General features: G+C 59.2%; 28 protein-coding genes. 11 read left to right on the forward strand and 17 right to left on the reverse strand.

The annotated features are described in order from the left end of the window. Positions 1 to 218: 218 nt before the first annotated feature. Positions 219 to 2246, forward strand: a complete 2028-nt coding sequence (locus tag TRM7615_RS19350) for an NADPH-dependent 2,4-dienoyl-CoA reductase (RefSeq protein ID WP_108790780.1) — start codon at positions 219 to 221, stop codon at positions 2244 to 2246. Positions 2247 to 2362: 116 nt separating this feature from the next. Next, the gene (locus tag TRM7615_RS19355) at positions 2363 to 3883 is read left to right on the forward strand and encodes a trimethylamine methyltransferase family protein (RefSeq protein WP_108790782.1); all 1521 of its coding nucleotides are present in this window, start codon (positions 2363 to 2365) and stop codon (positions 3881 to 3883) included. A 15-nt stretch (positions 3884 to 3898) separates the two neighbouring features. Here TRM7615_RS19355 and TRM7615_RS19360 read toward each other — a convergent pair whose 3' ends face one another. Next, the gene (locus TRM7615_RS19360) at positions 3899 to 4339 is read right to left on the reverse strand and encodes a DUF4399 domain-containing protein (protein WP_108790784.1); all 441 of its coding nucleotides are present in this window, start codon (positions 4337 to 4339) and stop codon (positions 3899 to 3901) included. 97 nt (positions 4340 to 4436) lie between these two features. Further along, positions 4437 to 4769, reverse strand: a complete 333-nt coding sequence (locus tag TRM7615_RS19365; protein ID WP_108790786.1) for an NIPSNAP family protein — start codon at positions 4767 to 4769, stop codon at positions 4437 to 4439. A gap of 71 nt (positions 4770 to 4840) precedes the next feature. On the opposite strand from TRM7615_RS19365, the gene TRM7615_RS19370 reads away from it, so the two are divergent. Both TRM7615_RS19370 and TRM7615_RS19375 read left to right on the forward strand, forming a co-directional pair. After that, a complete protein-coding gene (locus tag TRM7615_RS19370; protein ID WP_108790788.1) occupies positions 4841 to 5521 on the forward strand; it encodes an ArsR/SmtB family transcription factor in 681 nt (226 codons plus the stop codon). Positions 5522 to 5789: 268 nt separating this feature from the next. Beyond that, a complete protein-coding gene (locus TRM7615_RS19375; RefSeq protein WP_108790790.1) occupies positions 5790 to 6695 on the forward strand; it encodes a LysR family transcriptional regulator in 906 nt (301 codons plus the stop codon). 76 nt (positions 6696 to 6771) lie between these two features. Here TRM7615_RS19375 and TRM7615_RS19380 read toward each other — a convergent pair whose 3' ends face one another. The 6 genes from TRM7615_RS19380 to TRM7615_RS19405 all read right to left on the reverse strand — a co-directional run bounded on the left by TRM7615_RS19380 (position 6772) and on the right by TRM7615_RS19405 (position 10990). Further along, on the reverse strand, positions 6772 to 7368 hold the full coding sequence (locus TRM7615_RS19380; protein ID WP_108790792.1) for a pyridoxamine 5'-phosphate oxidase family protein: 597 nt from the start codon (positions 7366 to 7368) through the stop codon (positions 6772 to 6774). Between the two features lie 90 nt (positions 7369 to 7458). Further along, positions 7459 to 8367: an OmpA family protein gene (locus TRM7615_RS19385; RefSeq protein WP_108790794.1), complete on the reverse strand. Its 909-nt coding sequence runs from the start codon at positions 8365 to 8367 to the stop codon at positions 7459 to 7461. Then, the gene (locus TRM7615_RS19390; protein ID WP_108790796.1) at positions 8364 to 8936 is read right to left on the reverse strand and encodes a peroxidase-related enzyme; all 573 of its coding nucleotides are present in this window, start codon (positions 8934 to 8936) and stop codon (positions 8364 to 8366) included. Before TRM7615_RS19390 ends, TRM7615_RS19385 begins: the two co-directional genes overlap by 4 nt. Before the next feature lie 15 nt (positions 8937 to 8951). Beyond that, on the reverse strand, positions 8952 to 9662 hold the full coding sequence (locus tag TRM7615_RS19395; RefSeq protein ID WP_108790798.1) for a GNAT family N-acetyltransferase: 711 nt from the start codon (positions 9660 to 9662) through the stop codon (positions 8952 to 8954). Beyond that, positions 9659 to 10381, reverse strand: a complete 723-nt coding sequence (locus TRM7615_RS19400) for a competence/damage-inducible protein A (protein ID WP_108790800.1) — start codon at positions 10379 to 10381, stop codon at positions 9659 to 9661. The genes TRM7615_RS19395 and TRM7615_RS19400 overlap by 4 nt, the downstream gene beginning before the upstream one ends. Positions 10382 to 10450: 69 nt before the next feature. Next, on the reverse strand, positions 10451 to 10990 hold the full coding sequence (locus TRM7615_RS19405) for a TetR/AcrR family transcriptional regulator (protein ID WP_108790802.1): 540 nt from the start codon (positions 10988 to 10990) through the stop codon (positions 10451 to 10453). 98 nt (positions 10991 to 11088) lie between these two features. Here TRM7615_RS19405 and TRM7615_RS19410 point away from each other — a divergent pair, with 98 nt between their 5' ends. From TRM7615_RS19410 to TRM7615_RS19420, 3 genes are read left to right on the forward strand one after another with little or no spacing between them, the layout of a single operon-like run. After that, a complete protein-coding gene (locus TRM7615_RS19410; RefSeq protein ID WP_108790804.1) occupies positions 11089 to 11844 on the forward strand; it encodes an SDR family NAD(P)-dependent oxidoreductase in 756 nt (251 codons plus the stop codon). A 41-nt stretch (positions 11845 to 11885) separates the two neighbouring features. Continuing rightward, the gene (gene sfsA / locus TRM7615_RS19415) at positions 11886 to 12593 is read left to right on the forward strand and encodes a DNA/RNA nuclease SfsA (protein WP_108790806.1); all 708 of its coding nucleotides are present in this window, start codon (positions 11886 to 11888) and stop codon (positions 12591 to 12593) included. A 5-nt stretch (positions 12594 to 12598) separates the two neighbouring features. Next, on the forward strand, positions 12599 to 13078 hold the full coding sequence (locus TRM7615_RS19420) for a GNAT family N-acetyltransferase (protein WP_108790808.1): 480 nt from the start codon (positions 12599 to 12601) through the stop codon (positions 13076 to 13078). Between the two features lie 40 nt (positions 13079 to 13118). Here the strand turns inward: TRM7615_RS19420 and TRM7615_RS19425 are convergent, their stop codons facing one another. Further along, positions 13119 to 13490 (reverse strand): VOC family protein, encoded by a 372-nt coding sequence (locus TRM7615_RS19425; RefSeq protein ID WP_108790810.1) that lies wholly within the window; start codon positions 13488 to 13490, stop codon positions 13119 to 13121. A 219-nt stretch (positions 13491 to 13709) separates the two neighbouring features. Here TRM7615_RS19425 and map point away from each other — a divergent pair, with 219 nt between their 5' ends. Further along, complete coding sequence (gene map / locus TRM7615_RS19430; RefSeq protein ID WP_108790812.1) at positions 13710 to 14516, forward strand: type I methionyl aminopeptidase; 807 nt, start codon at positions 13710 to 13712, stop codon at positions 14514 to 14516. Here map and TRM7615_RS19435 read toward each other — a convergent pair. The 4 genes from TRM7615_RS19435 to TRM7615_RS19450 all read right to left on the reverse strand — a co-directional run bounded on the left by TRM7615_RS19435 (position 14510) and on the right by TRM7615_RS19450 (position 17212). Continuing rightward, positions 14510 to 14680, reverse strand: coding sequence for a hypothetical protein (locus TRM7615_RS19435; protein WP_165821481.1), 171 nt, complete (start codon positions 14678 to 14680; stop codon positions 14510 to 14512). The genes map and TRM7615_RS19435 overlap by 7 nt on opposite strands. A gap of 36 nt (positions 14681 to 14716) precedes the next feature. After that, positions 14717 to 15352: an HAD family hydrolase gene (locus TRM7615_RS19440; protein WP_108790816.1), complete on the reverse strand. Its 636-nt coding sequence runs from the start codon at positions 15350 to 15352 to the stop codon at positions 14717 to 14719. A gap of 91 nt (positions 15353 to 15443) precedes the next feature. Continuing rightward, positions 15444 to 16004 (reverse strand): 16S rRNA (guanine(966)-N(2))-methyltransferase RsmD, encoded by a 561-nt coding sequence (rsmD, locus tag TRM7615_RS19445; RefSeq protein ID WP_108790818.1) that lies wholly within the window; start codon positions 16002 to 16004, stop codon positions 15444 to 15446. Further along, complete coding sequence (locus TRM7615_RS19450) at positions 16001 to 17212, reverse strand: NAD(P)/FAD-dependent oxidoreductase (RefSeq protein ID WP_108790820.1); 1212 nt, start codon at positions 17210 to 17212, stop codon at positions 16001 to 16003. The genes rsmD and TRM7615_RS19450 overlap by 4 nt, the downstream gene beginning before the upstream one ends. A 97-nt stretch (positions 17213 to 17309) precedes the next feature. Between TRM7615_RS19450 and TRM7615_RS19455 the strand changes: the two genes are divergently transcribed. Next, positions 17310 to 17795, forward strand: coding sequence for a peroxiredoxin (locus TRM7615_RS19455; protein WP_108790822.1), 486 nt, complete (start codon positions 17310 to 17312; stop codon positions 17793 to 17795). Between the two features lie 147 nt (positions 17796 to 17942). Here the strand turns inward: TRM7615_RS19455 and TRM7615_RS19460 are convergent, their stop codons facing one another. From TRM7615_RS19460 to TRM7615_RS19475, 4 genes are read right to left on the reverse strand one after another with little or no spacing between them, the layout of a single operon-like run. Beyond that, positions 17943 to 18236 (reverse strand): 4a-hydroxytetrahydrobiopterin dehydratase, encoded by a 294-nt coding sequence (locus TRM7615_RS19460; RefSeq protein ID WP_108790824.1) that lies wholly within the window; start codon positions 18234 to 18236, stop codon positions 17943 to 17945. Beyond that, on the reverse strand, positions 18233 to 19420 hold the full coding sequence (locus TRM7615_RS19465) for a GNAT family N-acetyltransferase (protein ID WP_108790826.1): 1188 nt from the start codon (positions 19418 to 19420) through the stop codon (positions 18233 to 18235). Before TRM7615_RS19465 ends, TRM7615_RS19460 begins: the two co-directional genes overlap by 4 nt. A 46-nt stretch (positions 19421 to 19466) precedes the next feature. After that, complete coding sequence (locus TRM7615_RS19470; RefSeq protein ID WP_108790828.1) at positions 19467 to 20237, reverse strand: glycerophosphodiester phosphodiesterase family protein; 771 nt, start codon at positions 20235 to 20237, stop codon at positions 19467 to 19469. Further along, positions 20234 to 20692, reverse strand: a complete 459-nt coding sequence (locus TRM7615_RS19475) for a RidA family protein (protein WP_108790830.1) — start codon at positions 20690 to 20692, stop codon at positions 20234 to 20236. The genes TRM7615_RS19470 and TRM7615_RS19475 overlap by 4 nt, the downstream gene beginning before the upstream one ends. Positions 20693 to 21009: 317 nt before the next feature. On the opposite strand from TRM7615_RS19475, the gene TRM7615_RS19485 reads away from it, so the two are divergent. Both TRM7615_RS19485 and TRM7615_RS19490 read left to right on the forward strand, forming a co-directional pair. Beyond that, positions 21010 to 21813, forward strand: coding sequence for an MlaA family lipoprotein (locus tag TRM7615_RS19485; protein ID WP_108790834.1), 804 nt, complete (start codon positions 21010 to 21012; stop codon positions 21811 to 21813). Then, the gene (locus TRM7615_RS19490) at positions 21803 to 22411 is read left to right on the forward strand and encodes an MlaC/ttg2D family ABC transporter substrate-binding protein (RefSeq protein WP_108790836.1); all 609 of its coding nucleotides are present in this window, start codon (positions 21803 to 21805) and stop codon (positions 22409 to 22411) included. The genes TRM7615_RS19485 and TRM7615_RS19490 overlap by 11 nt, the downstream gene beginning before the upstream one ends. Positions 22412 to 22420 lie beyond the last annotated feature (9 nt).

Here is a 22420-nt window from a genome sequence, read left to right on the forward strand (position 1 = left end):
ATGACCGGGAACGCGGCCAAAGGCAATGCCCTGTCGTACTGCGGTGCCGCGCCGAGCCGAAGGCGAGGCGCCCGGCCCAACGCCGCGAGGGCCCGTCAGGGCATGAAGCGGGGGCGGGAGCGCCTCTGGTTTACGTGGCGGGCGGTTGACGTCAGGTTTCACGTGACTCGCTGCGGCAGTGCAGCGATCCTGCGCATCAAATTAGGGAGAGTTTGCCAATGACTGCGTACCCAAACATGCTGGCGCCGCTGGATCTGGGGTTTACCACTTTGAAAAACCGGGTGCTGATGGGTTCCATGCATACTGGATTGGAAGAAACCCGTGACTGGAACCGGGTGGCCGAATTCTATGCTGATCGCGCGCGCGGCGGCGTGGCACTTATGGTGACCGGTGGCATTGGTCCGAACCTCGAAGGCTCGGTCCTGCCGGGTGCTGCGATGATGACCACGGACGAGGATGTGGCCAACCACTCCATCGTCACAGACCGCGTGCATCAGGCTGGCGGCAAAATTGCGATGCAGATCCTGCATGCGGGTCGCTATGCCTATGGCCCCAAATGCGTGGCTCCCAGTCCGGTCAAATCTCCGATCTCTCCGTTCCCACCAAATGAGTTGGATGAAGACGGGATCGAAAAGCAGATCGCCGACATCGTGAACGCCTCGGTTCTGGCCCAGAAAGCGGGCTATGACGGGGTCGAGATCATGGGATCCGAAGGGTATTTCATCAACCAGTTCCTGGTCACCCACACCAACAAGCGTGAAGATCGCTGGGGCGGTTCTTATGAAAACCGCATGCGCCTAGCCATCGAAGTGGTGCGCCGCACGCGTGAGGCTGTCGGAACGGATTTCATCATCATCTACCGCCTGTCGATGATTGACCTCATCCCCAACGGTTCGACCCACGACGAAGTGGTGCAACTGGCGCAAGAGATCGAAAAAGCGGGCGCCACGATCCTGAACACCGGCATCGGCTGGCACGAGGCTCGCATTCCCACAATCGCCACATCGGTCCCACGTGCGGCATTTGCCTGGGTCACCAAAAAGCTGATGGGCAAGGTGTCGATCCCGGTCATCACCTCGAACCGCATCAACACACCCGAAGTGGCCGAAGAGGTTCTGTCCACCGGATGCGCCGATATGGTCTCGCTCGCGCGTCCGATGCTGGCTGATGCAGATTTCGTCAACAAAGCCATAGCAGGGGACGCGGCCAAGATCGCGCCCTGTATTGCCTGCAATCAGGCCTGCCTTGATCACACCTTTGGCGGCAAGCTGACATCTTGTCTGGTGAATCCCCGTGCCTGCCACGAGACAGAACTGGTGATCGAAAAGGCGGAAACCGCCAAATCCATCGCCATCGTCGGTGCTGGTCCGGCGGGGCTGTCCACCGCAATGGCCGCTGCTGAACGGGGGCACACCGTAACTGTGTTCGACCGCGCTGATGAGATCGGCGGGCAGCTCAACATGGCCAAGCAGGTGCCCGGCAAGGAAGAGTTCTGGGGCCTTGTGGATTGGTACCGCACCATGATGGCCGATCTGAGCATCAGCGTCGAACTGGGGCGCGAGGTCGGCGCAGACGACCTTACCGGCTTTGACGAGGTGATCATCGCAACCGGTGTTACCCCGCGCGACCCCGGTATCCCTGGTCAGGACCGCGACAACGTCCTCAACTACATCGACGTGCTGCGCCACAAGGCACCCGTGGGCGACCGCGTGGCGGTGATTGGCGCAGGTGGCATTGGTTTCGATGTCTCGGAATTCCTGCTGCACGACGGCGACAGCCCAACCGAAAACCTGCCACTGTGGATGAAGGAATGGGGTGTGACCGACCCGGCCGAGCACCGCTCGGGTCTGGCTCCAGAAGGTCCCCAACCGCATGCACCTGCCCGTCAGGTGACCCTGCTTCAGCGCAAGAAGCAGGCGCACGGCAAGGGCCTGGGCAAGACCACCGGTTGGATTCACCGTGCCACGCTCAAGATGAAGGACGTGAACTTTGTCGGCGGCGTGAACTATGAACGGATCGACGACCAGGGCCTGCATGTCAGTTTTGGCGAGGAACGCGCGGACCCGACGGTCATCGAATGCGACACCGTTGTGCTTTGCGCCGGGCAACTCTCGGACCGCAGCCTTGCGGATGCGTTGGAAGCCAAAGGCGTAAACTGCCATGTGATCGGCGGTGCCGATGTAGCTGCTGAACTAGACGCCAAACGCGCCATCAACCAGGGCACACGTCTGGCCGCGTCTATCTAACGCGCCAACACAACCCTGTGACACCTGCCCCGGGACCGACGCTTTGTCGTTTCCGGGACAGAATCGCTCCCCATATCCCACTCACGGTTTTCAAACCAACCGCCGAGAGAGGGATCATGACACGTCCAGTCCGTCGCCGCCGCGCTCATAGACCCGCTGGTGCAATTTCACCGCAGATCATTACCAGCGCGCGCCGAAACATCCCCACCTATGACTTGATCAGCACCGAAGGCCTGGAGCAGATCGAGGCGCGATCGGAGCAATTGCTCCAACAGATCGGTGTCCGCTTTGTCGAAGACCCCGAAGCCCTCAGCCTGTTTCACGAGGCAGGCGCCGAGGTCCAAGGCGACCGGGTCCGGTTCCCGCCGCGGTTACTTCGGAAGGCGCTGGAAACCGCACCCAAGACTTTTCGCCAGCACGCCCGCAACCCCGAGCGTACAATCGATCTGGGCGGCAAGAATGTTGTCTTTGGGCCCGGCTATGGCATGCCCTTTGTCAGCGATCTGGATGGCGGTCGGCGGTATGGAACAATTCGCGATTTCGAAAACCTAACCAAGCTCGTCTACATGTCGCCCTGGCTGCATCATTCGGGCGGTACCACCTGCGAGCCCACCGACCTGCCGGTGAATAAGCGCCATCTGGACATGGTCTATGCCCACCTGAAATGGAGCGACAAGCCCTTCATGGGTTCGGTCACGGCCCCGGAACGGGCCGAAGACAGCATCGAAATGGCCCGCCTTGCATTTGGGGCGGATTTTGTTGACCAAAACTGCGTGATCATGGCCAACATCAACATGAACTCGCCGCTGGTTTTTGACTATGCCATGTCCGGGGCCATCCGCACCTATGCCGCCGCCAACCAATGTCCCGTCATCGTCCCCTTTGTCCTGGGTGGCGCGACCGCTCCGGTGTCAATGATCGCCGCCGTCACCCAAGCCTATTCCGAGGTTCTGGTGGGATGTGCGTTGGCACAATTGGTCCGCCCCGGCGCACCAGTGGTCTTTGGCAACTTCGTGACCACAGTAGATCTCAAATCCGGCTCGCCCTCGTTCGGCACACCGGAATCCGCTCTCGCCTCTTACGTCGCCGGGCAACTGGCGCGCCGGGTCGGACTACCCATCCGCTGCTCGGGGGCCTTCACCAGTTCCAAGGTGCCGGACGGACAGGCCATGATGGAAAGCGTCACCGCCCTGCACGCTGCTGTCCTGAGCGGGGCCAACTTTGTGCTGCAATCGGCGGGTTGGTTGGAGGGCGCACTGACCATGTCCTATGAGAAACTGGCCATGGACGCGGATTATTTGGGCGCCATGCATAGGTTCCTGGGCGGCCTGTCACTGGACGACGAAGCCTTTGCCATGGACGCCTTTGCCGAGGTCGGCCCCGGCGGTCACTTCTTCGGCTGTGGCCACACCATGCGCAACTATGAAACCGCGTTCTATGACGCCGAGCTGTCCGACACCCAATCGTTCGAAACGTGGTCAGAACGGGGCAGCGCAGATTCGGTGCGGCGCGCCAATCGAAAGTGGAAAGAAGACCTGCAGCGGTACGAAGCCCCTCCGCTAGATGCAGCCATTGACGAAAGCCTGAGGGACTTCATGGATTGTAAAAAAGCCACCCTACCGGACCTTTGGCACTAGGTCGTATGGCGCACCTTACTCAACCGTGATGGAGATCACGTCGGACACTACCGGCGTGGAATGGGGCACATGTCCATAGTCACCCAACACCAATTGCAGCGTATGTTGTCCCGGCGACAGGTCGAGGGTCACTTCGGTTTGGCCGCCGCCGAAGTGCAGATGGTTGTCGTCTGCCGGAATACCGTTTGACAATTCATCTGCACCATCCTCGCCCTCACCCAATGGCGGGCGGTCGATGAGCAGGTGGTGATGGCCCGTGTTTTCCTTCTCTGTACCCGAAGGTGCCACGCCCATACCGCTGAGGCCAAAGACAACCGTCACGGGCGAGGAAACGGTGTCCCCATCGGTTAAGTTGGCAAAGTAGACACGTGCGTCGGGGCTGGACGGCGTTTCCCCGCCAGCCCAAGCAGGCGCAGCGAGCAAGGTCAGTGCCAGAACGGCAGCAAGGTGTTTCATCTATCTCTCTCCTCCAAAATGTCTTTCGACATGTACGAACGATAGCACAGCGGGCCTGGTTTTCGAATTTGGCCGTGTCAATCGCCGCTGCCCCGTTTCATTCCAAGGCGTGTTTTTTGCCATGTGGCGTGGAAACACATTTCACCCAGGTGCGATCCTCGCGCAGTAGGAACTTCTCCCGTTGCGCAAATTCACAGTTCTCCTGACCCAAAGGATCCGCCGCCAAGCGCAATCGATAAGCCTCGTACTCGGCCAGGTTGGGGATGTTGTAGACCCCGTAAGCCAAGGTGGATGACCCCTCGTGCGGAGCGAAATAGCCAATCAGATCTGCGCCGCATCTGGGAATGGCCTGCCCCCAGTTGCGTGCATATTCAGCGAACTGCTCGGTCTTTGTCGGGTCGATGTGGTAGCGAATGAAACATGTCAGCATGTGGATCTCCTGTGTCAGTAGCGTTGGTCTAATCACTTTCGCTACGCCAATGCTTCGACTATGATCGAAGGATGAAAAATGGACCGGATATCGCACGCGTGGCCGCCTTGATCGGCGATCCGGCGCGCGCCAACATTCTGACAGCCCTGATGGCTGGCAAGGCGCTCACCGCGACCGAGCTCGCGTCCGAAGCCGGTGTCACGGCGCAAACTGCCAGCTCGCACCTCAAACGGCTTTTGGATGGCGGTCTGTTGCGCTTGCGCGGACAAGGACGCCATCGGTACTATTCGCTCTCGGGACCCGACGTCGCCGCTACGTTGGAAAGCCTGATGGGGTTGGCTGCGGGTCATGGGCACTTGCGAACACGGACCGGCCCCAAGGATGCCAAATTGCGTGAGGCCCGCGTGTGCTACAATCATCTGGCCGGAACACGAGGGGTGCAGATGTACCGCTCTATGATTCAGCGCGAGCTACTGAGCGAAGCCGGTGACCATGTGACATTGACCGACCGCGGTCACGGCTTCATCTCCAGCTTTGGTATCGATCTATCAGCCCCCACCCGCAGCAAGGCGCCGCTGTGTCTTGGCTGTCTGGACTGGAGCGCACGGGAAACCCATCTTGCAGGCCGGCTGGGGCGTGCGATGTTTGCGCATATGGAAGACCGGGATTGGATCACCCGCGGGATTGGCTCTCGGCACGTGCAATTTTCTGCGTTGGGTCAGGAAATGTTCGAGCAATGGTTTCCTGTTTGAGCAGAATTTCCCTGTACGCAAAACAAACACTCCCGCCCGTCGTCAAGGTTCCTCAGCGGAGCCTCTCCTCCCGTTGGGCCCGGCAGCACGTAAGACCGCAGGTCACGCAGACGGTGATGAAACACTGTTGGAAACGATTGTTTCTTCGTTTCCATGTCGCAAACGATCCGCGACAAAACCCTGATATTATCCCACCTCTGCCCCGTTCTCGCCCAGATTGACCAGCATAACCAATCCTCGAAACGCTGAATAAGCTGAGGAACCGAGCATGGATCGACTGACCGAAATGGAAGCCTTTGCCAATGTGGTGGACCAAGGTGGCTTTACTGATGCCGCCAAGAAAATGGGCATCTCAAAATCGGCCGTCTCCAAGCACGTCTCTAGCCTGGAGGCCCGCTTGGGAGCGCGCCTTTTGAACCGCACCACGCGCCGTGTCAGCCCGACCGAGATCGGTCTGGCCTATTACGACCGAGCCCGCCGTGTTCTGAACGATGCTGGCGAAGCGGATGCGCTTGTCACCTCGATGCAATCTGCGCCCTCGGGCCTGTTGCGGATCAGCGTGGCCACCGACTTCGGCGTCAATCACCTGTCACCCGTCCTGTCGGACTTCTTGTCGGATTTCCCCGACATCACGGTGAACATGGTGCTCAACAACCGCTACGTCGAGCTGATTTCCGAAGGTTTCGACATGGCTTTGCGCATTGGCGAGCTTGAAGACAGCACCCTGCGTGCCCGCAAATTGACCGAGACCACCAAACGCATGATCGCGAGCCCCGAATACTTCGAAAAATACGGCCGCCCGCAAAAGATCGACGATTTGAACGAACACAAGCTGCTGCATTATTCCAACCAGTCCAGTGGCAACGTCTGGAAACTGACTGCCCCTTCGGGTGAAAAACGTCAGGTGCGCACCGCCGGCTGGCTGAGCGTCAATGACGGGCAGTCGCTGCTCAACGCGGCAATCTCGGGTCTGGGAATCGCCTATCTGCCCAGCTACCTCTATGCTGATGCGCTGGAACAGGGCCTGGTCGAGGATGCCATGCCGTCCCTACCGGACGAGACCCAAGGCATCTATGCTGTCTACCCGCCTGGACGTTTCACTCAGCCCAAAGTCCGCGCTTTCATTGATTTCCTAGTCCACGCCTTTTCCGAAAAGGGCCCAATGGACTGGTAACCCCAATCTTGCTTCCCTTGGCAGACCAACTGAACCCCGTGCACCTCTGGTGTACGGGGCTTTTCCTTGATTACTCTCAGTACAACGTCTCTTGATAGCGCTGTTCGGTGTAGGATTGATCCGTTGACGCAACCTCCAATTCCGAGTGGTCCCGCACCATTTCATAGAGCGTTGCGACAGGTCGCTCTGCAGGCCAAGCGTCCGGCTTCCACAACCCCGAGCGCAGCGGTGCCTTGCCACAGTGCAGGAAGATCTCGTCAGCTTTGACGCGAAGAACCGTCTTGGGGCTTCGACCCTTCACCTGAAACTGATCACACAACTCGAGATCTTCATGAATTTCTGCCGTGCCATTCACACGCAGCGTCTCGGACACCGATGGGATCATGAACAGCAGTGCCACTTTGGGATGAGCAAGGATGTTCATGAGGCCATCGATACGGTTGTTGCCAGGGCGATCCGGGATCAGAAGCGTTTTGTCCGTCTCGACTTGGACAAATCCAGCCGGGTCACCCTTTGGCGAGACGTCAAGATTCGTCCCATCCGAGGTCGCCAAGATCAGGAACGAAGCATGCTCCAGGAACGTGCGGCAATGGTGGTCGAAATGTGAGATGACCTTTGCCGCAGCGTGCGGGGATGCATCACCATAAAGTTCTCTGAGCCGTTGAGGGGTCAAAATCCTGCTCCGTTTTGAGTTCCATAAACATCCGGTTGCCGACGAAACCGCCCCAACCCTATCAATCATGCCAACTAGAAATTTTTGGCTTTACCGCGCTGGCAGTACAACAGCTTCGACGCGGCGGTTGGCCTCGCGGCCCTGGGGCGTTGCGTTCGAAGCGACAGGGGCCAAGTATCCGGCGCCTGCGGTTTCCAATTGATCCGGGGTCACTCCAAATTCTTCAACCAGCCGGGCCTTGACCGCCTCGGCCCGACGTTGCCCCAAAGAGATATTGCTTTCCAGCACCCCGATGTTGTCCGTATGCCCAACCAGAGCCACGCGGCGCGTGGCTTCCTGGTTCAGCCATTCGGCCAAGGCCGAAAGCGAGTCGAATGGGCCTGTCCCCAGAGCATCTGCGCCAGTTTCAAACTCCAAATCACCCAGAACCACATGTCCAGCCACATCAAGCCCACTTACAGATCCTGATGCCTCGACTGATACAGGTTCACCTTCTGGGGCGACCTCCATTGGAGCAGCGTTCGGTGGTGTGACTGTGATGATCTGCACGTAGGCATCCGGCGGATTGCGACTGACCAACAGGCTGAGTACATCGTCGCCACGGATGGCAGACAAAAACCGGTAGTCGCGGATCGACACGTACATGTCCGGCGATGGCACCACTTCGGTCCCGAACCGGAAATCGAAACCGCCGCAAGTCTCGCCAGGGCAATCCAACAGCACGTCATAGCCTTGCGCCTCGATTTGGTCCCGCAAGGAGGCAAACACCTGCAGGGTCGTCTTGGATCCAACCGAGATACGCCAGGTCTGTTTGACGACCCTGCCCTGCACCTCGCGTGTGGGCACCCTTGATCCATCCCAAATCGCAATCGGCAGGTCATAGCTGTCCAACGGGTTGACCCTGTTGGTCAACTGCCGGGCCTCGGATGGCAAAGCCAGCTCCTGCGCCGCGGCAGGCACAGCCGCAAGTGCGGCGCAGAAGGCAAGCGTTCTGATCATCGGAACTGGCTGTGATACTCGTCGTTGGGCACCATGGCGGTTGCGCTGGCCACGCGGTTGGACATGTTGAAGAAGCCGATTACGTTGGCCAGGTCCCAGATGTCGCGATCGCTCAATCCCACGTCTCGCAGGGTTTGGCGGTCAGCCTCTTCCACGGTGGCGCTCTCCTTGGTGACCTTCTCTGCAAAATCCAACATCGCGCGTTGGCGCGCATCCAAGGGTGCGACGCGATAGTTCATCACCAACATCTCACCCAGTTTGGGATCGCCCGACAATTGCCGCACAGCCGCACCATGCGCCACCAAGCAATAGAAGCACTTGTTGATCGACGAGACCACGACGGCGACCATCTCGCGCTCCAGCTTGCTCAGCCCGCTGGGGGCCAGCATCAGGTCGTTGTACATGTTCGTAAACGCGTTCAGCTTGTCGATGTCAAAAGCGTTGGCCTTGAGCACGTTGGGCACCATGCCCAGCTTTTCGACGCAGATATCGAAGTAGCGCTGCGTCTCTTCAGGCAGCGGATCGACCATGGGCAGGTCCAAGGCGGTGGGTTGGGTTTCGTTGGTCACGTCTGTCTCTCTCCCCTAGACAAGATGGCGGTAATGATACTTACTGACCGGCTGCATTCCCAGCGAGCGGTAAAGCGCGTTGGCGCCTTCGTTCGCATCGGTGCACATCACACTCAAAGTGTCGGCACCGTTTTCCAATGCCCAAAACGCCGCGCCGCGCATGGCCCATTTTCCCAAGCCCTGCTTGCGCTGGAACGGGACGACTTCGACGGCGTGAACCATGGCAACGCCGTCATGAATGGCGGCATAGGCGGCCCCACCGGGTTTGTCATTGAAACGCATCAGGATGCCGGTCTTGGGCCCTGTGGCACGATCCATCACAGCCAGCCGTGCAGGACCAATGCCACCTTCGGCCCAGATCTCGCGCATGATCGCCAATGGCCCCCAGATGGTAAATACGGTGACACGCGGGATAGCCAGATCAGTCAGCTGCGCCACCGGACAGGCATATATCGTGACCGCATCGACAACCTGATACCCGCGCGCATCCAATTGTGCGTCCAATGCCTCATCACCGGGGCGGATCATGAATATCTGTTTTTGCCCCAAATCGCGCATTGCGGCCTCGACTGATTCAATCTCAGCTTCGGTCACGGGAATATCTGCCGTGGCTGCAGACACGCGGCTGCCACCGCCCTGCCCCTCTCGCAAGACAAAAGGACCAACGGCATGCCGTGCTGCAGCGGGCCAGGTCTGGTCGATGACATCAAACCAGTTCGTGGTCATAGCTCCAACTCCCGCGCCAGACGGGTGACGGCGGCGTCGATACGCGCCCCGTCAGTGCCCCGCACCACCACATTGGCGCCAAACACGCCGTCCTTTTGAAACGGGTAACAGCCAATCGACAGATCCGCGAAATCCTCGGCCAACGTCGAAAGGGTCGAGGCGATGTCACCTTCGCCGCGATTGACTCGCAGGGTTTGCGACAGAAGCGGCGCACCACCGGTCAATGTGGGCAGGACGCTGGCGACCATGGCGCGGAACACGCTGGGGACGCCGGCCATTACATGGACGTTCTCCAGCGTAAATCCGGGTGCGGTCGAGACCGGATTTTCGATCAGAATGGCGTCGTCCGGGATGCGCGCCATGCGCAGGCGGGCCTCGTTCAGCTCCAGCCCTGTTGCCTCATAATGCGCCTCAAGCAGGGCGCGGGCGTCAGGGCGTACGTCGATGTGCTTGCCAAAGGCGCGCGCGATGCAGTCGGCGGTGATATCGTCGTGCGTGGGACCGATGCCACCGCTGGTGAACACATGGTCATTGGCCGCCGAAAGTGCTTTGACCGCCTGCTCAATGGCTGTTTCATCGTCACTGACGATCCGCACCTCAGACAGGTCGATGCCGTGTTTCGTCAGCTCCCCTGCTAGGTGAAACATGTTGGCATCACGGGTCCGCCCCGAAAGGATCTCATCCCCGATGACAAGCATGGCAGCCTTTGGGTTCGACATGGGTCGGCCTCCTGTGAAACGCGCTTGCAAGATATCTGTCCTGCCCTGCCCCGCAAGGGCAGAAAGCGTCTAAGGCGCAGGTGTCGCAGATATCCGGTCAAAAAGCGCCATGTCATCCAGGCTGCGGGCCAGGATCATCGCGCCCTCAAGCTGTGCGATCAAAGCGCCCGCCTTGACGCGCGCGTTGCCCGCTTCGAGGCCTTTGGCGACATAAACATTGCTCAGCCAGTCCATATTGCGTTCGAAAAACGAGCGGGTTTTAGCGGCGACCGGAGCAGGGAGATCACTGATTTCTGCGCCGAACATACCGCACAGACACATCAGCCCGTCGTCCAGCAGCGCACTGCGATAGGCCGCCACGTAGCGTTGGATCATTTCGTCCGGAGCCGCTTCCACCGGCTCTCCTAAAGCAGCTAGGAAATTCTCTGTGTAGCGGTCGGCAATCGCGGCCCCAAGCGCCTCTTTGTTGGCAAAGTGGTAGTGCACGCTTGCAGCCTTGATCCCGATCTCACCCGCGATGTCGCGGAAGCTGAACGAGTTGTAACCGCCCTGCCGCGCCATGCGCTCGGCAATGTCCAGAATGCGGGTAACAGTATCGGGTTGTGCCATGTGGTTTCACCAAATTTTCTACCTATCAGTAGATAGGGGTTGAAATTGGAAACGCAATCTACAATCTACCTACCTATCAGTAGATAGGGAATCACTTCATGACACAGATAACGACATTCATCATCGGCGGATCGAGCGGTATGGGCCTCGCCTCAGCGCGCATTCTCGTCGATGCCGGACAGCATGTGACGCTCGTCGGCTCGTCCAAGGACAAGTTGCAAGCCGCGCAAGCCGACTTGGGCGAGGCGGTCGATACACTGCAGGCGGATCTTCGCGACGCGGCACATGTGAGCCGCTTGATCCAGTCTATCGACGCCGATCCCCGGCACATCACCGGTCTGGTCAACGCCGCCGGAACCTTTGCCCCCAAACCGTTCCTGGACCATGACGCGCAGGACTATGACAGCTACATGGATCTGAACCGCGCGACCTTCTTTGCGACGCAGGCCGTCGCCCGCAACATGGTCAAGCACGGCAGCGGCGCGATTGTGAACATCGGGTCGATGTGGGCGAAACAGGCGATCAAGGCGACGCCTTCATCCGCTTACTCCATGGCCAAGGCCGGGCTGCACTCGCTGACCCAGCACCTCGCGATGGAACTCGCCCCGCGCAACATCCGGGTCAACGCAGTTTCGCCCGCGGTCGTCGTCACGCCCATCTATGGCGCCTTCATCAATCCCGACGAGATCGAGGCGACCCTGACCGACGGCTTCGACACCTTCCACCCCATTGGCCGGGTCGGTCAGGCGCAGGATGTGGCCGAGACGGTCGTGCATCTTCTGTCGGACCGAGCGACATGGGTGACGGGTGCGATTTGGGACGTGGACGGGGGAGTGATGGCCGGCGTGGCCTGATCCCTCTTTTCCCACGGGCAGGGCTGCGCTAGGCAAGGGGCATGAACTTCCCCACGCCCTTGATCCCCGCCCGCCTGATCCGCCGCTACAAACGCTTTCTGGCCGATTGCATGCTAGAGGACGGGCGCGAAGTAACGGCGCACTGCGCCAACCCCGGTTCGATGATGGGGTTGGCTGAACCGGGATCGAAAATCTGGCTGGAACCCAACGATGACCCCAAGAAAAAGCTGAAATTCGGCTGGCGGCTGGTCGATCACGAGAACGGACATTTCACCGGTGTCGACACTTCGGTTCCCAACCGGGCCTTGCGCGCGACGCTTGAAGCGCGAGAGATCCCCGAACTTGCCGTCTATGACACCGTCAGGGCCGAGGTGAAGTATGGCGAGAAAAGCCGGATCGACTTTCTTCTCTCGGGCCCCGGATTGCCGGATGCCTATGTCGAAGTCAAAAGCGTGACCCTGTCACGCCGACCTGGTTTGGCCGAGTTTCCCGACAGCGTGACGGCACGCGGTACCAAGCACCTGAATGAACTGGCTTCGATGGTCAAGCAAGGTCACCGCGCCATCATGCTCTATCTGGTGCAACGGACCGATTGTGACCGCTTTGCCCTGGCCGCAGACATTGACCCGGCCTATGCAGCGGCGTTTGATGCCGCGCATCAAAACGGTGTCGAACGGCTGGTCTATGCGACGCAGATCTCTCCCACCGGTGTCACCGTCGACACGTCCCGAATTTTGCAACCTGAGTAACTGTTATGAGTATTGAGATTACCGAGCTTAGCACTGACCTGATTCCACAAGCGGCCGAGATGTGGCACGCTGGCTGGCACGAAGCGCATGCTGCCATTGTCCCTAACGATCTGACCGAGCTGCGCACTCTGGACAGCTTCGCAACACGGCTGAAGAAATACGCAGCAACGACCTGCATCGCGATTCACGATGGCCAGATCCTGGGTTTGTGCGTGGTTCTGAAGGACGAGATCAATCAGATGTATGTCTCGGCCCAGGCACGCGGCACAGGGTTGGCAGCCGACCTGATCAAAGATGGGGAGCAGCGCATTCAAGCGGGCGGCCACACGATCGCCTGGTTGGCCTGTGCCGTCGGCAATGACCGAGCAGCGCGATTCTATGAAAAGCGTGGCTGGGTGAACACGCGCACCGAAACTTTGCGCTTTGAAGCGGGCGATGGGACCTATCCGCTGAACATCTGGCGGTTCGAAAAACCGCTGACCTGACCCGAGGAGAAAAGGCCAGCCCGAGGCTGACCTTAACGATTTAGCCGAAGACGTAGAAGCAAAGCTTATTACCGTCGGGATCGCGTACATAAGCGCCATAAAAACGGTCAGGGATCCGCTGACCCGGCTCGCCTTCGCAAGTGGCACCCAGGCTGATCGCACGATCATAAAGCGCTTTGGCCGCGTCCTTGCTGTCAGCGGCAAAGGCAATCATGCCACCGTTGCCGCGGTGGCAGTCCTCGCCGTCATAGGGCGTACATACGGCGACCATAGGCTGCGTGGGATCCACCCCGATAAATGCGATACGACCTGCGTCGATCATGACCTTTGCACCCTTGTCCGCAAAAAGATCCGTGTAAAAGCTCTTGGCGCGGTCCATATCCGACACGCCGACGGTGACATAACCGATCATCTGATTGTCCTGTTCTGTTGAGGTTCTTGGTTGGGCCGAACGCTCGGCCAAGCCCAAAGGATTATCAAATCACGAAACCGATATGTCCCGGCAAACAGCAAAGGACCTTGCGTCTCAATCGAGTATGGGCCAAAGGCCAGCAACTGAACGCCCTCTGGCCCTTTTCCCTTAAGCAGACTAAATAAGGGCCAAGCGCGCAACGAATGGAGCCCCGCGTTGATGAAAGAACATCGTGGCCGCCTGACCAAGGACGGCATCCGCATTTACGAAGAAGGTGACTTTGCCGGCATGCACGCCGCAGGGGCGCTTGCGGCGCAGATTCTGGACGACATCGCACAGCATGTGTTCCCGGGCCAGACTACGGGTGCCATCGACGGCATGATCACCCAGATGGTTGAGGACGCGGGCGCGACCTCGGCCACCATCGGGTACAAGGGCTATCAGCACGCTAGCTGCATCAGTGTGAACCATGTGGTCTGCCACGGCATCCCCGGTGACAAGCGGCTCAAGGATGGCGATATCCTGAACATCGACGTTACCGTCATTGTCGACGGCTGGTTCGGCGACACCTCGCGGATGTATGTGGCCGGCAAACTGCCCCGCAAGGCCGAGCGTCTGATTCAGGTGACTCATGATGCGCTGTTCAAGGGCATCGAGATGGTGAAACCGGGCAACACCTTTGGAGACATCGGCCACGCCATTCAGGCCTATGTCGAAGCACACCGGATGAGCGTTGTCCGCGATTTCTGCGGCCACGGTCTGGGTCAGGTGTTCCACGCCCCGCCCAATGTCCTGCACTATGGTCGCCCAGGCACCGGCGCTGTTCTGGAAGAGGGGATGTTCTTCACCATCGAACCGATGGTGAACCTGGGCCGCCCCGAAACCAAAACGTTGGCCGATGACTGGACCGCCGTGACCCGCGACAAATCGCTGTCAGCACAGTTCGAACATTCGGTGGGTGTGACCGCAGACGGCGTCGAGATCTTTACCCTGTCGCCGGGCGACAAGTTCCACCCGACTTACTGATCGTCCTCCTTGGCCTGCTGGTGCTGCCAAAGCGCCAGCAACAAGGTCGTATCCCCGACGGGTGTCACTGCATCATGGATGAACACGGATGACCGGCGCGGCTTGGGCTCCGGTCCCGTCGCTTCTTTTGTACGCTCAAACGGCCCCCATAGGCCCTGTGTCATCGTGCGATCCATGTAGAGCACGGTAACACGATTGCCTCACAGCTCCAAAAGCGCGGGCAATTCAGCCATGTGGTGGAACACCTGCGCGCCATGGTCTGCCAATCGGGCACCGTCATCATGCTCGGCATACCCAAAGCACCGCATGCTTGCCCGTTGCGCCGCAAGAGAGCCGCTTGGACTGTCTTCGATCACGGCTGGTGACTTGGCCCCAAAATGCTGCGCGGCTGCCAGGAACAGATCGGGTTCAGGCTTGCCGACACCGAACTCATGCGCCGAGAACATGACGGTCTCGAACCGTTCCCACAGGCCATTCTGGCCCAGAGTGATCCGCATTTTCTCGCGACTTCCGTTTGAAGCGACGCAATACGGGATGCCACTCGCGTCCAGATGTGCGAGCACGTCGGGAATACCCCGCACCAAAGGCACGCCGCCCTCCAGCGCGGCGTAAGTCTCGGCATAGATTTCATCGATCCAGTCGTCGGGCAAATCCGCACCCATGTCGCGGGCCATCTGCATGCCGCCGGTCATCGTGGTGCCGACGAACTGGCTCATGCAATCTTTCAGCGTCATTTGCACACCGTAGCGGGCCAGATTGTCGACCATCACCTGGTTCGACACCACCTCGCTGTCGACAAGCACACCATCACAATCGAAAATCACCAAATCAAACACGTCTCTGCTCCAAATCGCTTTTGCAGGCAGGACTATCGGTCAACGTCAGGGGGATCAAATCCAGGTTCGGCGATCGCCCACCCGCATCATTTCACTCTGAAACAGAGCGCCACAACAGCGTGACATGCGTGTCGCCGTATTTGCGCCGGTCGTGCAGTTCGAACCCCTCGGGCGTGTCCATCGGGGCGCTTTCCTCCCAGACGATCAGGGCATCATCCGCGACCCATCCACCAGCCACGGCAAGATCCAGCGCCTTTTGCCCCAGGTCCTTGCCGTACGGCGGATCAAGGAACACCAAATCATAAGGCGCATCCGGGTTTGGTCCCAGTCGGGTTGCATCGCGCCGGATCATTACCGTGCGCTCCTTGCTGCGGGTCAGGTCAATGTTCTTGCGGATCAGCCCCTGCGCCACACGCCCGTCATCAACAAAGCTGACATGTGCAGCGCCACGCGACAACGCCTCAAGCCCAAGCGCCCCGGTGCCTGCAAACAGGTCCAGCACACGGGCGTCGGGAATCGCTCCCGTATGCATCAACACGTTGAACAGGCTTTCGCGAACCCGGTCCGTGGTGGGACGCAGATGCGCACCCGCATCCCCCTTGCCGACTGAGGCCAACGCCCGCCCCCGGAAGTCGCCCGCGATGATCCTCACGCTTTGAGGAGCGGCTTAAGGTCCGCCTCGGGATCACCCACAACTGCGGGATCAGCGTTTTTGCCGCCATCAATCAGACGTTTACCAACCATGTAGGCGCGTGGGTCGTTCATCGCGTCCACGGCCAGCAGCTGATCGCCCTTGTAGTACCAGAACGAATTGGTCAGCCCATCGCCCTTGCGGGTCACGACGCGGTCATAGCCTGTGTTCAGACCCGCGATTTGCAGTTTGACGTCATACTGATCCGACCAGAACCATGGGGTGGCGATGTACTCCTTGTCGGCACCCATCATGTTCTGGGCGACAAATTCGGCTTGGTCGATGGCGTTGGGAACGCTTTCCAGACGGATGCGCCCGCCCTTGTAAGGGAAAGAGGCGCAGTCACCAGCAGCCCAGATCGACGGATCAGAGGTGCGGCCATGCGCATCGGTCTTGATGCCATTGTCCAACTCGACCTCGGCCATTTCCGCCAATTGGGTTGCGGGCGTAATGCCCACGCCAACCACGGCAAAGTCGATCTCCAACTTGGTGCCATCGGTCAGTACGGCACCGGTCACTTTGCCATCGGTGCCAACGAGGTGATCCAGACCCACGCCTTCGCGGATGTCCGCGCCATGGCTGCCGTGCAGACTGCGGAAATAGTCGCTGGTTTCAGGCGCAGCAACACGCTGCAGGATGCGGTCGGCCATTTCGACCAAAGTCACCTGCACACCGCGTTTGGCACAGACCGCGGCCGCCTCAAGCCCGATGTAGCCTCCGCCGATGATCAGCGCTCGCGCACCATCTTTGAATTCGGGCGCCATTGCATCGGCATCAGCCAGATCGCGAACCAGGAACACATTGCCCAGATCACCGCCGATCTTGGCAGGCAAGCGGCGCGGGTCCGAGCCGGTGGTCAGCGCGAGTTGGTCGTAGCTGATCACCTCGTCGCCCACAGTCACGGTCTTGGCTGCCGCATCGATTGCCGTCACTCGGCAGCCCAGCTTCACGGTAATGTTCTGTTCTTCGTAGAAAGAGGCAGGACGCAGGAACAGACGCTCCAGCTCCATATCGCCCAGCAGATAAGCCTTGGACAGCGGCGGGCGCTGATACGGCAGAACCGGCTCGGCCCCAATCAGAGTAATCTCGCCTTCGAACCCATCCTTGCGCAGTTTCGCGACAAGGGACGATCCCGCCTGCCCGGCTCCGATCACGACGATATGGCTCATTTCTTCCTGCCTCACTAAAAAATGATGGTCATCTTTCGATCGACAGCTATATGCCCAAGGGCACAGAACCGCAAATCCAAGAACGAGGTATCAAAGTATGATTGCAGTTGGCGAACAAATTCCCGACGCCACAGTGACGTTTATGGGCGCTAAGGGGCCCGAACAAGTTAACATCGCCGACAAGGCCAAAGGCCGTAAAGTTGTGATTTTCGCGGTGCCCGGAGCGTTCACTCCGACCTGTCATTCCGCCCATGTGCCCAGCTTCATCCGCACCAAGGATCAGTTTGACGCAAAAGGCGTAGACGAGATCATCTGCGTGTCTGTCAACGACCCTTTCGTGATGTCCACTTGGGGAGAAGCGACTGGTGCCTCGGCCGCCGGATTGACCATGATTGCTGACGCAGAATGCACTTTCACCGATGCCATCGGCGCGCGATTTGATGCCCCTCCGGCTGGCCTGATCGCCCGTTCGATCCGCTACGCGATGCTGGTAGAAGACGGCAAGGTTGTTGCCGTGAATGTCGAAGAGAACCCCGGCATGTGCGAGCTGTCAGCGGGTGAAGGTCTGCTCGACGTCATCTGATATGCCGAGCCCCGAAACTGCTGGTTTCGGGGCCTTTTTCTGCACAGGAGGTTGCTGTCATTTTGGACAAGCAAAAATCCGCCGATGAAACTGAACTGTTCCCCGACCGTCACCCAAAATCACGGATTTCACCGCATTTGATTCGCCTCAAAGCAGCGAATCCATCTTGCGCGCCAGCTTGGCATCGAGCGCCGATAACCCATCCACATCATGGGTGCTTAGCACAACTTCAACCGTGCGATAGACGTTGCTCCATTCTGGGTGGTGGTTCCATTTCTCGGCCCAGATAGCGACGCGGGTCATCCAACCAAAGGCCTCGACGAAATTGTCGAAGATAAAAGTCTTGGTGATCGCATCGCGCCCCTCGACCATGGTCCAGCCATTGTCGTACAGCGGGCTCAAAAGTGGGCCGCGTGTGGCGTCTGACAGTTTCTCGGTCATTGCTGTTCCTCCACATCCACCTTCTTGAAGGGGCCATAGTCCGTCAACAGCTCAATCTCCTGGTCAATCGCCTCGCGCTCGGCCTCAAGGTAGCGGGCGATGGCGTCGGCAAAGCCGGGATCGCCCACCCAATGTAGGCTGTGGGTCTGCGTCGGCATGTACCCGCGTGCGAGCTTGTGTTCGCCCTGTGCGCCCGCCTCAACCCGGTGCAGCCCTTCGGCGATCGCCAAATCGATGGCGCGATAATAGCATAGTTCAAAGTGCAAACAGGCGTGATGTTCAATGCAGCCCCAATAACGGCCAAAAAGCGTCTCGCGTCCGATGAAGTTGAGCGCCCCGGCCACATAAGCTCCATTGCGTTCTGCCAGCACCAGCGCCATGTCATCAGCCATTGTGTCGTGTGCAATCTCAAAGAACTGTCGCGTCAGGTAAGGCGACCCCCATTTACGTGCACCAGTGTCCTGGTAGAACATCCAGAAAGCATCCCAATGCTCCGGGCGTAGCTCATCCCCAGTGAACATCTGGATCGTCCCGCCAAAGTCATTGGCCTGCCGCCGTTCTTTGCGCAGCGTCTTGCGCTTGCGCGAGGACAACGCAGCCAGGAAATCGTCGAAATCCGCGTAGCTATCGTTGAGCCAGTGAAACTGCTGCGTCGTGCGGTGCATCAGGCCGATTTCTCGGCCCACCTCGGCCTCAGCTTCGGTGCAAAAAGTGACATGCACGGTTGAGACATTGTTGTCGGCGGCCAGTTGTACCATGCCTTGAACCAGAGCCGATTGCCCGATCCCTTCGTACCCCGGGCGCACCAGGAACCGCCGACCTGTGGCCGGAGTAAAGGGCACCGCGACCTGCAGCTTAGGGTAATAGCGCCCACCGGCATGCTCATACGCATGGGCCCAATTGTGGTCGAAGATGTACTCGCCCTGGCTGTGTGACTTGGCATAAAGCGGCGCGGCGGCAATCATCATGCCATCCAGATACGCCGTCAGATATTGCGGCTGCCATCCGGTTCCCGCCCCAACCGAACCGCTCTCTTCCAGCGCACTCAGAAACCGGTGCGTCGTGAACGGATCCATTGGACGCCCACCATCTGCCGCCTCGGGACAGGCACAGGCGTCCCAGTCCTGCGCGGATATCTGCGACAGCGATCCCAAAACCTGAATTTCGATCTGCGCCTGATCCATGACCCCTCCGGCTGTGCCCCTTTATCTGTGGTCAGGGGCGCCGGGATCAACCCGGCGCATGGGCAAGATACCCTTCAAATGTCACGTTCTGGGCAACACGCCGCGCTTCGCGATCCTGTTCAGTGGACTTGCTGGTCCAGCACAGGATATCCGCACCCCTGGCCTTGAGCTCGGCCACACGCGGGCGGGTCAGATCCTCGACCTTGTGGCTGATGAAAGACGACCGTGTCCGGTCATAGTCGGGAATGCCCCGCAGATGATCACAAACCGCCTGCGACAGCGGCCATTCAGCCGGGTCATAGGCGCTGGTCACGATGCCACGCGGGACATCGGGCAGAAGATCAGCCAGCAACTCAACGCTGTTCGGGTTGAAGGACATCAACGCAACCGGCCCCTGATACCCGGCAAGCGCTGAGGCTGTGGCATGTTCCAACGGTCCGATGGCCGTGCCCATGGCACCGTCCTGATCCTTGAGCTCGATCAGTAAGGGAGCGCGCCCGCCCACCATGTCGAGCACTTCGGACAGGCTGGGAATGTATTCATCCTTGCCCCCCAAAAGGGTCGTCGCGCGCGCCTGGTCGGACGAGACTAGACGAATGGCACCCGGCGTACCGGTGAGCCGCCCCATGTCATAGTCATGGAACACCATCGCTTGGCTGTCGGATGTCATCTGCAGATCAATCTCGATGCCATACCCCGCATCCATCGCCGCGCGGATGGCCGCGCGGCTGTTTTCGGGGCGACCGTCAGTCACATCATGCAGGCCACGGTGTGCAATTGGTGCATCCAGAAAGGCCTGGGGCAGTCGCGGGATCATTTGATCTGAAAGAAGCCTTCGATCTCGACCGCAACGCCCAAGGGCAGCGCCGCAGCACTGACAGCCGAGCGCGAATGACGACCTGCGTCGCCCAAGGCCTCGACCATAAAGTCGGACGCACCATTGATGACCTGTGGCTGCGCAGTGAAGTCAGCGGTCGAGTTCACAAAGCCCGTCAGCTTCACAACCCGCACCAGGCGGTCCAAATCACCGCCACAGGCCGCCTTGACCTGGGCCAGCAGGTTGATGGCGCAGCGTCGCGCGGCGGCAGCACCGGCCTCGACATCCATGTTCTCACCCAGTTTGCCCAGAATCAGGCCGTTTTCGTCGTTCGAGATCTGTCCCGACACATAGACCATGTCACCCACCTGCACGAAGGGCACGTAGTTGGCCGCTGGAGCAGGCGCGTCCGGCAAGGTCACACCCAGGCTTTCAAGTTTCGCTTCGATGCTCATGGCACGCGTCCTTTCGAAATTCGCAATCGGGGGGACGCTAGCCGGGATCAAGAGCCGCGAAAAGCCCGAAACTCAGATTTTGCACGACAGCCCCCAGATCGCTGATCCCGCGGTCAAAGCCCAGCAAATGCTCGCCAACGCGCCGAACACAAGCAAGACCGCTTTACGCGGTGCACTTAGCAAGCTAAATGCAACCCTGTTCCATAAGTGACACACATCGAGCCCGTTGTTGCGCTGCTGGTGTCAGGGACATTGGTTGCGATTATATCCAAGGCTTGGCAATCTGGCCGGAACTTGTTGAATGGATTACGAATAGAATGACCAATTTCGCCGGAACCGCTCTGCGCTTATGCATCATGGCTCTGGCCTTGGTCGTTGCCGGTTGCGCCCAGACGACAACTGTCGAACAAGCCAACGGCGCCTTCTATGATCCCTATGAAAACGGCAACCGTTCGGTTCATTCCTTCAACCTCGGCGTCGACAAGTTCCTGTTTCGGCCGGCGTCCAAAGGCTATGTCAGTATCATTCCCGATCCGATGGTGACCAGCTTCAACTCATTTGCTGAAAACATCTCCTTGCCCGGCCAGGCCGTTGACTATCTGCTTCAAGGCAAGCCCAAGGAAACCGCCATTACGCTCTATCGGTTCCTCATCAACTCCACCGTGGGCTTTGCGGGTCTTGCTGACCCGGCAACCGACTTCAAGGTGCCGCAGGTCGACACCGATTTCGGCGAAACCCTGCATGTCTGGGGTGTAGGAGAAGGCCCCTATCTGGAACTGCCCCTCTACGGCCCATCGACCACTCGCGACGCCGTTGGAGTTGTTGTCAACCTGTTCACCAATCCCCTGGATTTTGCCCCGACCCGTCCGATCGACAATCTTGGGCTGTACACGGAAGTCGTGCGCCGCATGGGCGACCGGGGTCGGTTTTCGGACACGGTCGATTCGATTTTGTATGAAAGCGCAGACAGTTACGCCCAAGCGCGCCTGATTTATCTGCAAAATCGCAGGTTCGAACTGGCAGGCGATGACGAGGACGCCTATCTTGGCCTATACGCCGATCCCTACTCGGATCCGTATTCAGATGCGTCAGACCCCTACGAGGACCCCTATGCTGAGTGATCTTTTGAACCGTCGCAACTTTGTTGCATCTGCCGTGGCCGGATTTTCGATGACGGCGCTGCCGCTGCCTGCTCTGGCCCTGACCGAAGCGGGGGCCCGCACCCTGGTGAACAATGTTGTCTCCGACATCAACAAAGTGATTGCTTCGGGCAAATCCGAGTCGGCGATGCTGCGGGATTTCGAGAAGATCTTTGTGCGCTATGCCGATGTGCCGATCATGGCCCGCTATGCACTGGGCGCGGATGCCCGGTCTGCGTCACAAGCGCAATTGCGGAACTTTACCAAGGCCTTTCAGGGTTATATCTCGCGCAAATACGGCCGTCGGTTCCGTGAATTCATCGGCGGCGAAGTGACCGTCAGATCGGCCCGCAAGATCAAGGCAGGCTATGAGATCAAGAGCTTGGTCAAACTTCAGGGTTCAGCCCCGTTTGATGTGACCTTCCTGGTTTCGGACAAATCCGGCAAGGACAAATTCTACAACATGTTCATCGAAGGCGTGAACCTGCTGTTGACTGAACGCACCGAGATCGGCGCCATGCTGGACCGGCGCAAAGGCGATCTGAACAAGCTGATTTCGGATCTGTCCAAGGCGGGCTGATCTGCTCCA

The organism is Falsiruegeria mediterranea M17 (assembly GCF_900302455.1).
In the GTDB taxonomy this organism is placed as follows: domain Bacteria; phylum Pseudomonadota; class Alphaproteobacteria; order Rhodobacterales; family Rhodobacteraceae; genus Falsiruegeria; species Falsiruegeria mediterranea.